The sequence below is a fragment of the Undibacterium sp. KW1 genome (assembly GCF_009937955.1).
Classification (GTDB): domain Bacteria; phylum Pseudomonadota; class Gammaproteobacteria; order Burkholderiales; family Burkholderiaceae_D; genus Undibacterium.
The window spans coordinates 5181596-5194526 of record NZ_AP018439.1 but is presented as its reverse complement, the minus strand read 5'-3'; the positions used below and the strand labels follow the sequence as shown (position 1 = coordinate 5194526).

At 55.4% G+C, this 12931-nt stretch carries 13 protein-coding genes; 4 read left to right on the top strand and 9 right to left on the bottom strand.

All coding sequences use genetic code 11. From position 1 onward, the window contains the following. Positions 1 to 30: 30 nt before the first annotated feature. From UNDKW_RS23380 to UNDKW_RS23370, 3 genes are all read right to left on the bottom strand, one after another. A complete protein-coding gene (locus UNDKW_RS23380) occupies positions 31 to 642 on the bottom strand; it encodes a phosphohydrolase (RefSeq protein ID WP_162060703.1) in 612 nt (203 codons plus the stop codon). 126 nt (positions 643 to 768) lie between these two features. Beyond that, entirely contained in the window at positions 769 to 2280 is a 1512-nt protein-coding gene (locus UNDKW_RS23375; protein ID WP_162060702.1) for a HAMP domain-containing sensor histidine kinase, read from the bottom strand. After that, complete coding sequence (locus UNDKW_RS23370; RefSeq protein ID WP_162060701.1) at positions 2277 to 2993, bottom strand: response regulator transcription factor; 717 nt, start codon at positions 2991 to 2993, stop codon at positions 2277 to 2279. Before UNDKW_RS23370 ends, UNDKW_RS23375 begins: the two co-directional genes overlap by 4 nt. A 152-nt stretch (positions 2994 to 3145) precedes the next feature. On the opposite strand from UNDKW_RS23370, the gene msrB reads away from it, so the two are divergent. The 4 genes from msrB to UNDKW_RS23350 all read left to right on the top strand — a co-directional run bounded on the left by msrB (position 3146) and on the right by UNDKW_RS23350 (position 7978). After that, positions 3146 to 3622, top strand: coding sequence for a peptide-methionine (R)-S-oxide reductase MsrB (msrB, locus tag UNDKW_RS23365; protein ID WP_162060700.1), 477 nt, complete (start codon positions 3146 to 3148; stop codon positions 3620 to 3622). A gap of 40 nt (positions 3623 to 3662) precedes the next feature. Beyond that, positions 3663 to 5531, top strand: a complete 1869-nt coding sequence (locus UNDKW_RS23360) for a cytochrome c biogenesis protein DipZ (RefSeq protein WP_162060699.1) — start codon at positions 3663 to 3665, stop codon at positions 5529 to 5531. 126 nt (positions 5532 to 5657) lie between these two features. Next, complete coding sequence (msrA, locus tag UNDKW_RS23355; RefSeq protein ID WP_162060698.1) at positions 5658 to 6365, top strand: peptide-methionine (S)-S-oxide reductase MsrA; 708 nt, start codon at positions 5658 to 5660, stop codon at positions 6363 to 6365. 170 nt (positions 6366 to 6535) lie between these two features. Continuing rightward, the gene (locus UNDKW_RS23350) at positions 6536 to 7978 is read left to right on the top strand and encodes a coniferyl aldehyde dehydrogenase (protein WP_232063089.1); all 1443 of its coding nucleotides are present in this window, start codon (positions 6536 to 6538) and stop codon (positions 7976 to 7978) included. A gap of 117 nt (positions 7979 to 8095) precedes the next feature. Here UNDKW_RS23350 and UNDKW_RS23345 read toward each other — a convergent pair whose 3' ends face one another. The 6 genes from UNDKW_RS23345 to UNDKW_RS23320 form a co-directional block, all read right to left on the bottom strand. Next, positions 8096 to 9280 carry an NnrS family protein gene (locus UNDKW_RS23345; protein WP_255431522.1) on the bottom strand — a complete coding sequence of 395 codons (1185 nt, stop codon included), beginning with the start codon at positions 9278 to 9280 and terminating at the stop codon, positions 8096 to 8098. A 15-nt stretch (positions 9281 to 9295) separates the two neighbouring features. Next, positions 9296 to 9670 carry a putative zinc-binding protein gene (locus tag UNDKW_RS23340; RefSeq protein ID WP_162060696.1) on the bottom strand — a complete coding sequence of 125 codons (375 nt, stop codon included), beginning with the start codon at positions 9668 to 9670 and terminating at the stop codon, positions 9296 to 9298. Then, the gene (locus UNDKW_RS23335; RefSeq protein WP_162060695.1) at positions 9670 to 10122 is read right to left on the bottom strand and encodes an SCP2 domain-containing protein; all 453 of its coding nucleotides are present in this window, start codon (positions 10120 to 10122) and stop codon (positions 9670 to 9672) included. Before UNDKW_RS23335 ends, UNDKW_RS23340 begins: the two co-directional genes overlap by 1 nt. Before the next feature lie 6 nt (positions 10123 to 10128). Beyond that, positions 10129 to 11052, bottom strand: a complete 924-nt coding sequence (locus UNDKW_RS23330; protein WP_162060694.1) for a U32 family peptidase — start codon at positions 11050 to 11052, stop codon at positions 10129 to 10131. A gap of 1 nt (position 11053) precedes the next feature. After that, positions 11054 to 12058 (bottom strand): peptidase U32 family protein, encoded by a 1005-nt coding sequence (locus UNDKW_RS23325; protein WP_162060693.1) that lies wholly within the window; start codon positions 12056 to 12058, stop codon positions 11054 to 11056. A gap of 71 nt (positions 12059 to 12129) precedes the next feature. After that, positions 12130 to 12822, bottom strand: a complete 693-nt coding sequence (locus UNDKW_RS23320; RefSeq protein WP_162060692.1) for a Crp/Fnr family transcriptional regulator — start codon at positions 12820 to 12822, stop codon at positions 12130 to 12132. Positions 12823 to 12931 lie beyond the last annotated feature (109 nt).

Sequence of the window (12931 nt, the reverse complement as noted above, 5' to 3'; positions counted from 1 at the left end):
GAGAATGAGCAGGTACAGACTTTTCTGTCCTTATGTCTTGCTCAACTCTATCATCCTATCCAGAAATCGCTGACTTGCAAGTTCTGGAGGCCAAGGCTCCCACGGCTGACTATCATAGATTTCTGCCAGCGGGTCGTCTTCGAGGATGGGGAGTTTGATTTCCAGCACATCCAGTACTTCATTGCGCGGCCAGCCGGCGCAATGCACGGCTTCTGAGGCGGCGATCAGTTCATCTGCCAGTTTATGCAGGCGGTAATCCATCTCATCCCAGGCGGGTAGCTGATAGCGTCTGACGATCGCATCTGTGAGCCTGTCGCTGACTTCCTTGAACGGCGCGCCTAATACGGCTTTCAGCGGTGAAATACAGTCGAAGGCCAGCAGGCCTTCTTCACCATCATGCAAGAGTTCGCGCAAGGCGGCTCCTGCGCTCATGGGTGTTTCTGTCATGGTACTGCGCAGGGCAAGTACGTTCAGGCTATGCTGGGCTACTGACAGTGGACGTGGCCAACAGGATTCGCCACCCCAGCGGTAAGTTCTCGACAGTCTGTCTGCCAGGTCGCTATCCAGCCAGGCCTGGGGATCGGGGTTGATCAGGTCAAGGTGTTTGCCCGACGGCAGCCTGATCCATGCTCTAGTTTTCAATGGTGCTTTTCCTTAATAGGACTTACGCAAAACCGCCCCAACTGCGTTGCAGCTCCTCTCCTAGGAGCCGCGTACTGAAGTACTGTCTTCGTCGCTACGCCTGGTTGGGACAATTTTGCGTAAGTCCTACTTAATCTGTTTATTTATCGATGAGTTAATGTTACCCGCAGCGTCAGTTGCCAGTGGCAGGGCAAAGCAGAAGCAGGCTCCCGTGCTGTTTGCAGCAGGGTTTGTACGTAATTCTATACTGCTATGGTGTAATTGCAGGATGCGGTGCACGATCAGCAAACCCAGGCCGCCACCGTGGCCTGCACCGCTGAGTGCAAATGGCCGCTTGAACAGCTTGTCCAGTAATTCAGCGGGTATGCCCGGGCCAGTATCACGTATGCAGATTTCCACTGCCTGCGAGCGTTTTGCTACCGCCACAGCCACCGCGCCGCCTGCTGGTGTATGGCGTATGGCATTGTCGATGAGGTTGGTCAGCACCCGCTCTATCATGCCGAGGTCTGCCATGACCATGGCATTGCCATCCAGCTCTGCTTCCAGCCTGACCTGGCCGTTTTGCGCCTGTAGCTCAAACTTCTGGAACACATCCTGTATCAGGTCATTCAGCATGAAGGCTTCAGGCTCTGGCGCTACGCCGCCATGTTCGAGACGCGCGAGGTCAAACAGCGCCTGCGCCAGACGGCCAACTTTGCGGCTTTGGCCCAGCGCAATCGCCAGATAGCGCTGGCGCTCAGCCGCATCCAGCGTCGCATCTCTGGCAGCCAGGGTTTCCAGGTAACCGTGGATGGATGTCAACGGCGTGCGCAGGTCGTGCGAGATATTGGCGACCACTTCGCGCCGGTCATGATCCATCTGCTTCAATGTATGCCATTGCTCATTGATGCGCGCCGCCATTTGCCCGAAACTGGTTTCCAGTACCGCGATTTCATCACGCTGGTTGGTAGCCTGTGCTAACGGTGGTGGTACGACGGGCTGTTCAGCCTGGGTATCAAAACGGCGCATGGTGTCTGCCAGCTTGTGCAAAGGTCGGGTGACCCAGCGCAGTGCAGCCCAGCCAGCCACCAGTGTCAGCAATGCTACCAGTGCCATCGATAACAGGGTGACACGCAATACCGCATTGATACCCGCATGCGCAGCATAGCGATCATGTTCTTCGCCTTGCAAAATAACGTAGATGTAATGTGATTCAGGCTTGTTACTGCGCAATGCCGCCGCGCTGAATACTTTGCGTCCGGTGATACTGCGGGGGTCGTCACCGAGTATGGGCAACATACGGCCATCAAGGAATTTGCGTATAGGTGTCAGATCAACCTGCTGGCGTTTCATACGGCCAGGTGGTGCCGCATTGCCGATGATCTTGCCGGTTTCATCGAGCAGATAAACTTCCACACTGGGGTTGACGCTCATTAACTGGTCAAACAGGCGGCGTACAGAATCCGGCCCCATTTCTTCTGTGCCTGTCAATTGCGCATTGACGGCGATGCTGGCTGCCAGTCCGCGCGATAGGCCCTGCACCACTTCCATCTCACGCATGTCATTGGCGCGTATCTGCAACCAGGCAGAGACACCACAACTGGCCAGCAACAACACAGAAAATACCAGCGACAGGCGCTGGGACAGCGTCAGCTTCACGTCACCTCTCCCGGCAGCGCGTAACGGTAACCTTTGCCCCACACAGTCAGGATGCGCTGCGGTTCCGCCGGGTTGCTCTCTATCTTGGCACGCAGGCGGTTGATGTGGGTATTGACGGTATGTTCATACCCCTCATGCTCATAACCCCAGACCTTGTTGAGCAAATCCAGGCGTGAATAGACCTGACCAGGGTGGCGTACAAAGAAGTACAACAAGTCAAATTCACGCGGGGTCAGGTCCAGTAGCTTGCCATCGGCAGTGGCGACCCGTGTCACTGGCGACAAGGCCACGCCATCTACGGCCACGTCTCCGGCTTCAGTGCGGCGGCTCTTGTCCGTCGCATCGGCACGGCGCAGCATGGCCTTGACGCGGGCCACCAGCTCCAGTACCGAGAAAGGTTTGGCCAGGTAATCGTCAGCGCCAAGTTCAAGACCCAGGATGCGGTGCACTTCGCTGGAACGGGCACTGATGATGATAATCGGCACATAGTTTTCCATGGCACGTGCCTGGCGGCAAATCTCCAGACCATCCACACCAGGCAGCATGATGTCGAGGATCAGGGCATCCCAGTTACCAGTGCGCAATTGTGCGAGGCCCTGTCTGCCGTCAGCGCAATGCGTGACCTGATAACCCTCGTCCTTCATGTGCAGGCGTAGCAGGTCGGCGATGGGCATGTCATCTTCCACGATCAGAATATTTTTTGCTGTATCCACGCTTTTCCCCGCCATCCGAATGTTGTCATTGTGCAGGATTTGCAGATAAAAAGTATCACAAATCGTTTAACTTTACGTGAAGACTTGGACAGCGATTGAGGCGCACAATAAGAACAGTGGCACAGATGCTGCACATACACCAAGGAGGATATATGCAAAACCGACGTCAATTTCTACTGGCTGGCAGCATGCTCGCCATGAGCCGCATGTTGTCAGCCGCCCCTGTGGGGAATGTGTTTGAAGTTCAACGCACCGATGCCGAATGGCGTCGTCTGCTGACCGGCATGCAATACGAGGTCTTGCGCCGTGGCGCGACCGAGCGTGCCTTCAGCAGCCCGCTCAATGATGAACACCGCAGCGGTCAGTTCAGTTGCGCTGGCTGTCAGTTGCCACTGTTTTCATCAAAAACCAAGTTTGACAGCGGCACTGGCTGGCCCAGCTTTTATGCGCCACTGGAGCGCGCTGTTGTCAATGTGACCGACACTACCTTTGGCATGCTGCGCACAGAAGTGCTGTGCCGCCGCTGCGGTGGTCACCTCGGCCATGTATTTGATGACGGCCCGCGCCCTACCGGTTTGCGTTATTGCATGAATGGCGTGGCAATGACATTCACACCGGGTAAAGCCTAATTAAGCCTGATTAAGCCTGAGCGGCATACAGAAAGCAAACATGTTGTTGATACTTATTTCTTATCTTGGTGGCGTGCTGACCATACTCAGCCCCTGCATCCTGCCGGTGCTGCCGTTTGTCTTCGCCCGCACTGGTCAGCCTTTCCGCCGCAGTGGCTTGCCATTGCTGGTGGGCATGGCGCTGACTTTCGCCGCGGTTGCCACGCTGGCTGCGGTTGGTGGTAACTGGGTGTTGCAGACCAATCAATATGGCCGCTGGCTTGCAATGGCCTTGCTGGCGTTCTTTGGCCTGACGCTATTGTTCCCGCACCTGGCTGACAAGCTCACCAAGCCACTGGTGGCTGCTGGTGACCGTTTATCAAGTACGGCACAGGCAGATGGCGGTGGCATAGGTTCATCGTTATTGCTTGGCGTGGCGACGGGCCTGTTGTGGGCACCCTGTGCCGGGCCGGTACTTGGTCTGCTGCTCACTGGCGCAGCACTCAATGGTGCGAGTGCACAGACAACTTTCCTGCTGCTGGCGTATGCTGCTGGTGCCGCGACTTCACTGGCCGTGGCCTTGCTGATAGGTGGCAAGGTATTTGCCGCGATGAAACGCTCACTGGGTGCTGGTGAATGGGTACGCCGCATTTTGGGTGCTGCGATGATAGCCGGTGTTGCTGCGATTGCGCTGGGTCTGGATACTGGCCTGCTGACACGCTTATCTACTGTTGCCACCTCAGGTCTGGAACAGCAATTGATAGACCGTTTTTCACCAGATGTACAAGCCAATCCGGCACCAGCACAGATCGCAACGCAGCAGGGGGCGATGATGGCCTCGAATGCAACGATGGCTTCCAATGCCATGATGGCATCGAACAAGCAAATGACATCCAACACCATGGCACCATCGAATGCCACGATGTCTGCGCATGGCAATAATGCAGCAACGGGTTCTTTGCCCGAAGAGGGCAGCATGCCGTCACTGGATGGTGCAACACAATGGCTCAATTCCAAACCACTGACTGCGCAGGAGCTCAAAGGCAAGGTCGTGCTCATCGATTTCTGGACCTACTCTTGCATCAATTGCCTGCGTAGCCTGCCGTATGTGCAGGCATGGGCCAAGAAATACCGTGACCAGGGCCTGGTTGTGATTGGTGTGCATGCGCCTGAATTTGCGTTTGAGCGTGACCCTGCCAATGTCAGCAAGGCCGTGCGCGACCTGGGTATCAGCTACCCGGTTGCCATCGACAACAACTATGCAATCTGGCGTGCTTTTGGCAACAAGTACTGGCCTGCGCATTATTTCATCGATGCCACTGGCCGCATACGCCACCATCATTTTGGTGAAGGCGAGTATGTGCAATCTGAGCAGGTGATACAGCAATTGCTGGAAGAAGCAGGCCAGAAAAATGTCGCCAATGATGTCGTCATTGAGACGGGGGCGGCCGGTGCACAAATGGCGGCGGACGATAGCCAGGTCAAATCACCAGAAACCTATCTTGGTTATAGCCGCGTGCAAAACTTTGCTTCAGCTGGCGGTGTACAGCAAAACCGCAATGCTGATTACAGCCTGCCAGCGCAACTCGCGCTGAATCAATGGGGTCTGGCAGGTAACTGGAAGGTGCAGGAAGAACATGCCGCCCTGACGCAAAAGGGCGGGCGCATCACTTACCGCTTCCAGGCCCGTGACCTGCATCTGGTGCTGGGGCCCGGCAAAGACGGCAAGCCTGTGCGTTTCCGCGTCACTATCGACGGTGCTGCGCCTGGTGCCGCACATGGCAGTGACATCGCCGCCGACGGTACGGGCACGGTGACTGGCCAGCGTTTGTACCAACTGGTGCGACAATCCGGCAAAGTTGCCGGGCACACTTTCAGCATAGAGTTTCTTGATCCTGGCGTTGAAACTTACGCCTTCACTTTTGGTTAAGAGGCTGCCGCAAAATTAACCTGGCGTTGTTGCGCCTCCTAGCCGTACTAAAGTACTGTCTTCGTCGGCGACGCCTAGCCAGCTTAATTTTGCAACAGCCTCTACATTAATTACAAGGAGTACGACATGAAAATAGCAAACAGTTTTACAGCCCTGTTGCTGGGCATAGGCTGTGTCGCAGCAGCACTGGTTTTCAATGGCCAGGTAAGGGCCGATGAGGCAGCAGTCATCATTGCCGCGCCAGTGGTGGATGTACCGGCAGGCAGTGCCAAGACTGAGACTGCAGTGTTTGCCGGTGGCTGCTTCTGGGGTGTGCAGGGCGTTTTCCAACATGTGCGCGGTGTCACCAATGCAGTCTCGGGCTATGCCGGTGGCAAGGCAGCAACTGCGCATTATGAATTGGTGGGCTCAGGCGCAACCGGCCATGCAGAAGCAGTGCAGGTGACCTATGATCCTAGCCAGATCAGTTATGGCAAGCTGCTGCAGATATTTTTCTCTGTCGCGCATGACCCAACCCAGTTGAACCGCCAGGGGCCGGATAGTGGTACACAATACCGTTCTGCGATTTTCCCAGCTACGCCAGTACAACACGACGTGGCTGAAAAATACATCACCCAACTAAATGCCTCGCGCGCTTTCCGTGGCAAACTGGCGACCACCCTGGAAGCAGACACAGGTTTCTTCGCAGCAGAGGCCTATCACCAGAATTACCTGACCCTGCATCCTAATGAGCCATACATCGCCATCAACGACTTGCCCAAGGTTGAAAACCTCAAGCGTGTCATGCCTGCGGTATACCGGCCAGATCCAGTGCTGGTGCGTAAAGGCATTTGAGTAGCTAGTATTAAAAAAAACCGGTCAGGTATTGGTCAACTGATACTGGCCGGTTTTCATGTCTATTGTTGATATCAAAGGTTCCTCATACATTTATACCTTGATCCCCTTGAAATTTGACGCATAATGGCAAAAATTACATAAATGATCATTATGTTGAGGAGACTGGTATGGAAATGAATCTGGCACCCGAAGTCATTGCGCAAACCCTGGAAGCCACGCTCAAGCGTTTGCGAGCTGCCTGTCGTACCCAGCCTCACCCTGATCTGCAGCAGCGACTGGACTGGCTCAGCCGTCTCGAAAAAATAACCGTGCAACATGGTGCAGAAATCAACCAGGCGATCAGCAAGGATTTTGGACATCGCTCAGCGCACGAAACTGAACTGGCCGATTTATCGCTCATCGCTTCTTCCATCAAGCACACCAGACGCCACCTTGCTGGCTGGATGAAGCCGCGTCGTGCTGCCACTGCCCTGCAATACCTGCCTGCAAAGAACAGGTTGCTGAGCCAGCCGCTGGGTGTGGTCGGCATCATCTCGCCATGGAATTATCCGCATCAACTTGCGCTGGGGCCAGCCATTGCTGCCTTTGCCGCAGGCAACCGGGTCATGCTCAAACCCTCAGAGCTGACTCCACATTATTCAGCACTGCTGGCCAAGCTGGTTGCTGATTATTTCTCTGAAGATGAAATGGTGGTCATCACTGGCGGTGCAGACGTGGCCAAGGCATTTTCTGAACTGCGTTTCGACCACCTGGTGTTCACAGGTTCAACCGCAGTCGGCAGGCATGTGGCAGTTGCCGCAGCCAAGAACCTGACGCCAGTAACGCTGGAACTGGGTGGCAAATCCCCGGCAATTGTGGATGTCAGCGCCAACATCAAAACCGCCGCAGCCAGCCTGGCTTTTGGCAAATTGCTCAATGCCGGCCAGACCTGCGTGGCACCGGATTATGTACTGGTGCCGGCAGACAAGCGCGATGAACTGGTGGCCGCGCTGGTAGCTGCCACTGGCAAGATGTACCCGGTGCTGGAAGACAATCCAGACTACACTGCCATCATCAACGACCATCATTACCAGCGCTTGCAAGGCTTATTGAATGACGCCATAGAGCAGGGTGCGCAATTGCTGCCACTCACCAGCACCGCCCAGTCAGCAGGCATGACAGCCGCACGCAAACAGGCCCCGGTGCTGGTCTTGAATCCCACGCCAGACATGCGCATCATGCAGGAAGAAATTTTTGGCCCCTTGCTGCCCATCGTTACCTATCAAGGCAACGTCAAAGAGGCGATAGAATTCATTAACAACCGGGAGCGCCCACTGGCCCTGTACTGGTACGGCACCGACAATGGCAACCACGACCTGGTGCTGCAGCAAACCGTGTCTGGCGGTGTGACCATCAATGATTGTCTGTGGCATCTGAGTCAGGAGTCACAGCCTTTTGGTGGCGTTGGTGCCAGTGGCATGGGTGCCTACCATGGCGAATGGGGTTTCCGTGCGCTCAGCAAGGAGAAGCCTGTGTTCTATCAAAGCAGCCTGAATGGCATGCACCTGCTTTATCCACCTTATGGAAAAACTTTCGCACGCATGCTGAAGTTATTGAAGCTCATAGGTTGAAAATAAAATCTGCATGCCTTATCGACTTGCATCATCAATTCATATTGTTAAAATATGGCAGGCGAGCCTGGGTGTATATACGCGCCTGATTTCTTTTGTTTTGCATGGACTTCACAATTAACCAGCCTGCCCATCTGCCCGCGCTTTGAGGTAGATAGGCAGCATCATCGCGATCCAGCATGCCAGCAGGGCCAGCCAGGCTGTTGCAGAGACCGTGATGAGAAAGCTGTATGACAACAGGCTTCCCAAAATGCGCAACAGGGCGGCAATATGCAAGCCCAGGTAAATACCCCATAACAGGCCGGAGGCCTGCAGCGGGCGGCCACTGTGACCATAAGTAACCCGGCTGACAAATGCCACCAGCATGGTACCCATGAAACCCAGGGCCAGCGCATGCACAGGCGCTGATCCGACTGATACGCCATACGCGCCCGCAGCCTGCAGTGCAAAGACGATGGCAAGCCAGGCAAACGACAGATGCAGCATGGCCAGCAGCCGGTTTGCCATGCTGCGCAACAGACCCCAGCGCCAGGAGGTATACATGAAACTCAGGCTCATCGCTGTGGCCGCACCAGCTTCCAGCCAGCGCCATTGCAGGCTGCCGCTGATCACCAGCAAACCACAGCCGCTTAACCAGGCAAGCAGCAACCAGTAAGGACGCCAGACCACGTAGGGTTTGATGATATTGCCGCTAAAAAATGGCAGCATGCGATGGCAGACGGTCAGGAACACCGGCAGTAAAAAGCCAAAGAAGGCGCATTGGCGGGCGATGATCCATGCATCTGTCCAGCCACAACTCCACATCAGGGTCGCGGCCAGTGCACATGCGCCACCGCACATGGCAAGCAAGATGGCAATCGCATGTTTTTTATCCGGCACTGTGCTGCGTTTGATCAAACCGGCCCAGCGCCAGATCACTGCCAGCCAGGCGCATAGCATCAGTGCAAAACCCGAGCTGCGCAAAGGCGACAAGCCCAGACTGGCTGCCAGCATGGCCAACAGCAGGCCGCAAAAATAGGTGGCACCATGCAGTAGGAAGTAGTCATCGTCAGCGCTGACGGCCAGCCATTTAGGCCCGGCAGTGAAAGTAAAACCCAAAATGAACAAGGGGAAGACACCTAGCGGCATCAGCAAGGCATGCAAGGGTATGGCCATGGTCTGCGGATGCTGTAGCTGCAACCACCACCAGAAGAACAGGATAAAGACAGACACAGCACCGAGAAAGAAATACAGTCTGTGGGGGCGGTGGCAAGACGTTTCATGATCATGTATCCCTTGGGTGGGGCCAGCGAGGCCCCGCAAAATATAAACCTGGCTTCATGCTTGCGGCTCCAGGGCCTGCACGGCATCTTCGACCTGTTGCCAGATATGTTTCCTCTCATCTTCAGTGGCATCAGCATGGAAGCGCTTGCGTGCGCCTTGCTGGTTCAGCACCAGATGAACATCAGGGACGACACCGGCCTGTTGCAGGCAGGCTTTGACACAGGCCAGTGCACAGCCATCCAGTGCGAGTACAGGCCTGCCAGATTGCGCCAGTTTAACCAGACTGGCAACGCCGCCACCAACGCCACTGATGCAGGACATCTGCGCCTTTTGTTCGCGGTCCAGCCTGAGCGCACAATCATTGGCCAGTTGCGCGACACTGGAACAGCCAGAGCAGGAATACACCAGGGGCAGTGGCACGGTTTTCATCACACACCTTCACCTGCATGCATGAAGCGCTGACCAAAGCGGGCGAGCCAGGCAGGGCGTTCGCTGGCATCAAGCCAGTATTTGACGGCGATGCCCAGTTCAGTGTCACCTTCCATCTTCAAACGACGGCGGAAGAACAGGGTGTCGGCATCTTCTTGACCAGTTGCCAGTTTTAAAAAATCCATGGCGCTGGCAGACAGGCTGACATCCGGCTGGGGCAGAGATGATAGTGGCTTGAATTTGCCAGCCTCGCAGTAAAAACACAGTGACAAACCGAGGTCTTCTACCCTGATACGAAAACTCTTGCCGTACAGACTCTCAGGTGCGACCAGCAGTGCCCGCTGCCTGGCCAGTTCAAGCAGCAGCATCAAAGGGGCATTCGCCAGTGGTGCTGGCACATAGCTGCCCAGTTTTTGTATGTTCTTGGGAAAACGGAAATTACTCAGGTCCATGTTGATTTATCTCTCTCCGGCCAGCCATTGCATGCCGGGCTTATCCATCCAGTAGCCATTGCTGCGCTGTGCATGGGGTGGCAGCAGGGTCTCGCTGACTTCGGCAGCCAGCTTTGCCGTTCTGGCACGGTCAAATGCCGCAATCACTTCTGCCATGCCTTGTGACTGTGGCTGCAGGCGCAAGATATCCACCTGCATGGCGGCCAGTTCAGGTAATTGCGCACCCAGATCGACGCAACTGGCACTCTGGGTCTGTATGCCATTGATGGTCAAAAAATCCTTGCCGTCACGGGTGGCCAGGGGCAGCCCGTCCGGGTATAGCTCACAGCGGAATTCACAACTATCCTTGCGCAGGCGATGATGCCTGGCGGTGAAGCAGCGTGATGAAAAAGCCAGGGCCATGCGCCCCCAGATCTGTACTTCAGTCTGCATCTGTACACCGCGTTGCTGTTGCAAGGCTGCCAGCGCATCGCGCCCCATTTCCAGCGGCGGTAAAAAGCGGCAGGCACCGAGGCTGGCCAGCCATGCCAGGCTGTCTGCATGATAGATATTCAGATGCGGCCCGGCAACAAAGGGCTTGCCCTGCATGGCGCGCACGGCGCTGTAGTCATTCGCCTCGACCAGGAAGTTTTCTGCGCAGGCGCGTTCTATCATCCTGTGCATATTGCGCCGGTCGGCCTCGCTGTCTATCAGGGTCAGGCTGGATAGCACAACCTGCTTGCCTGCATCCCGTAATTCCTTGCCCAGTGCCAGCCAGTCATCCAGTTTCATCAGATGGCGGCGCGAGCAAGTGACTTCACCGAGATAGACGATATCGATCGGCCATTGCATGGCATCGACGTAAAAATTCAAAGTGTCCTGTCTGGACCAGTAGTAGGCCAGGGGCGCGAGGGAAAGCAGAGCGGTGGTAGCAGGTAAGCTGTCAGTCATATCATTTCCACGGACGTTCAAAAGCACCCTGGGTCACTTGCGCGCCTTCGGCATGGCGGGCCAGGCTGGCTTGCCAGTCTGTGCGCGGTGAATAGCGTTCCGGGTCGCGTTGCGCGGCATCGAGTGCCGCACGCAGGGTAGCCACGACCTGGCTGACGTAATTCGGACTGCGCTGGCGGCCTTCTATCTTGATGGCGGCAACACCCATATTGATCAGCTTGGGCAAGAGGCCAATGGCATTCAGGCTGGTTGGTTCTTCCAGTGCATAGTCGATTTCACCTTCGACTTCGAAACGCCCTTTGCACAAGGTTGGATAACCGGCGGCTTCACCGGGTGCATAGCGGTCTATCAGGGTACCGCCCAAACGCGCATACATGGTCTGGTCTTGTTCTTCCCAGCTCACCGCATGCGCTGGCGAACATACGCCTTTATTATTTGGTGAGTCGCCGGTGACATAGCTTGAGAGCAGGCAACGGCCTTCCGCCATAACGCACAGGCTGCCAAAGCCAAACACTTCTATTTCCACGCTGGTCTGGCGTATGATCTTTTCTATCTCGGGCAGGGTCAGCACGCGCGGCAGTACGGCGCGCCGGATGGCAAATTGCTCACGCATGAGTTCTATCGCATCGAGCGTACTGGCCGAGCCCTGCACCGACAAATGCAGGCGCAGCTCAGGGTGGCGGTCACGCGCATACGCCATCAGGCCAGGGTCGGCCAGTATCACCGCATCTGCACCCATCTGCACGGCAGTGTCAATTGCCGCCCGCCATTCACCAACAGCGCGTGCCTGCGGATAGGTGTTGATGGCAAACAGGATTTGCCGGCCACGTTCATGGGCATAGGCAACTCCTTGCCGTATATCGTGGTCGGCAAAATTCAATCCACCAAAATTGCGCGCATTGGTCGCATTGCGCAAGCCAAGGTAAACCGCATTTGCCCCTTTATCTACCGCTGCCTTCAAGGCAAGCAGACTACCGGCAGGAGCCACCAGATCTATAGGTTTCATGCCTCAAATGGTAATGAAAATTATTCGCACAGTCATTGTGCTGGGTCAATAAAATGGGCTCTGCTTCAGTTTCAGTTCATGGCGGGAATTTGCGTCTGATATGATTTCAGTGCTTCTTCAGAAGCGATATGTATATTTGATCCACATACCCTGATCAATTGCTCATCCATTAACTGGTGCAAGACACGTGACAAGGTTTCAGGCGAGAGATTCAGCAGGGACGCGACCAGGTGTTTTTTAAGTTCCAGCCGTATATCATTGCTGTGCTGCGAGGCAGACAATTGCAGCAAATAATCGATCACTCTCTGCGTCGCATTTTGCAGGGAATAGCGTTCTACATTGCGGATGAAACCCAGCAGGCGGTATGACAGGCCAGCAAGCATCTGCCGCGAAATCAGGGGGGAGCGGTCCAGCAATTGCAACAGCGCGTGGCGCGGGATTTTCAGCAGCAGCGTATTCTCCAGCGCTTCTGCATAAAAGGGGTAGGGCTCATCGAGAAACATCATGGCTTCACCGAGGCTTTGCCCGCCGCGTATCAGCTCCAGGACTTTATCATTGCCCTGTGATGAGGGCAGGCAGAGCTTGACCAGGCCAAAGACCACAATATAGGTGGCTTCTGCCATGTCGCCCTTGCGGAACAGCATGGCGCCTTTATCCAGCTCCAGCTTGAGGACTTCTTTTTGCAGTTCCCTGACATCTTCCTGCGAAATATGGCGGAACAAGGCATGGTTTTGCAGCAGGCCCAATAAATTTATTTTCGTCATCACAGATCTCCGGCAAACTGACTGAGATCAAGTGTAGAAGTCTGATGTGGCTATGCCTATACGCCGGGAGGACTAGGCCGCTGCTGCAAATGGATAAGGGAGGATGAGG

What these genes read in the sequence shown, in the direction of transcription:
- msrB (WP_162060700.1), top strand. Translation starts at nt 3,146, where the DNA reads ATGCAAAACCGACGTCAATTTCTACTGGCTGGCAGCATGCTCGCCATG.
- UNDKW_RS23325 (WP_162060693.1), bottom strand. Translation starts at nt 12,058, where the DNA reads ATGAAACCTATAGATCTGGTGGCTCCTGCCGGTAGTCTGCTTGCCTTG.
- UNDKW_RS23340 (WP_162060696.1), bottom strand. Translation starts at nt 9,670, where the DNA reads ATGAAAACCGTGCCACTGCCCCTGGTGTATTCCTGCTCTGGCTGTTCC.
- msrA (WP_162060698.1), top strand. Translation starts at nt 5,658, where the DNA reads ATGAAAATAGCAAACAGTTTTACAGCCCTGTTGCTGGGCATAGGCTGT.
- UNDKW_RS23335 (WP_162060695.1), bottom strand. Translation starts at nt 10,122, where the DNA reads ATGGACCTGAGTAATTTCCGTTTTCCCAAGAACATACAAAAACTGGGC.
- UNDKW_RS23360 (WP_162060699.1), top strand. Translation starts at nt 3,663, where the DNA reads ATGTTGTTGATACTTATTTCTTATCTTGGTGGCGTGCTGACCATACTC.
- UNDKW_RS23320 (WP_162060692.1), bottom strand. Translation starts at nt 12,822, where the DNA reads ATGACGAAAATAAATTTATTGGGCCTGCTGCAAAACCATGCCTTGTTC.
- UNDKW_RS23330 (WP_162060694.1), bottom strand. Translation starts at nt 11,052, where the DNA reads ATGACTGACAGCTTACCTGCTACCACCGCTCTGCTTTCCCTCGCGCCC.
- UNDKW_RS23350 (WP_232063089.1), top strand. Translation starts at nt 6,536, where the DNA reads ATGGAAATGAATCTGGCACCCGAAGTCATTGCGCAAACCCTGGAAGCC.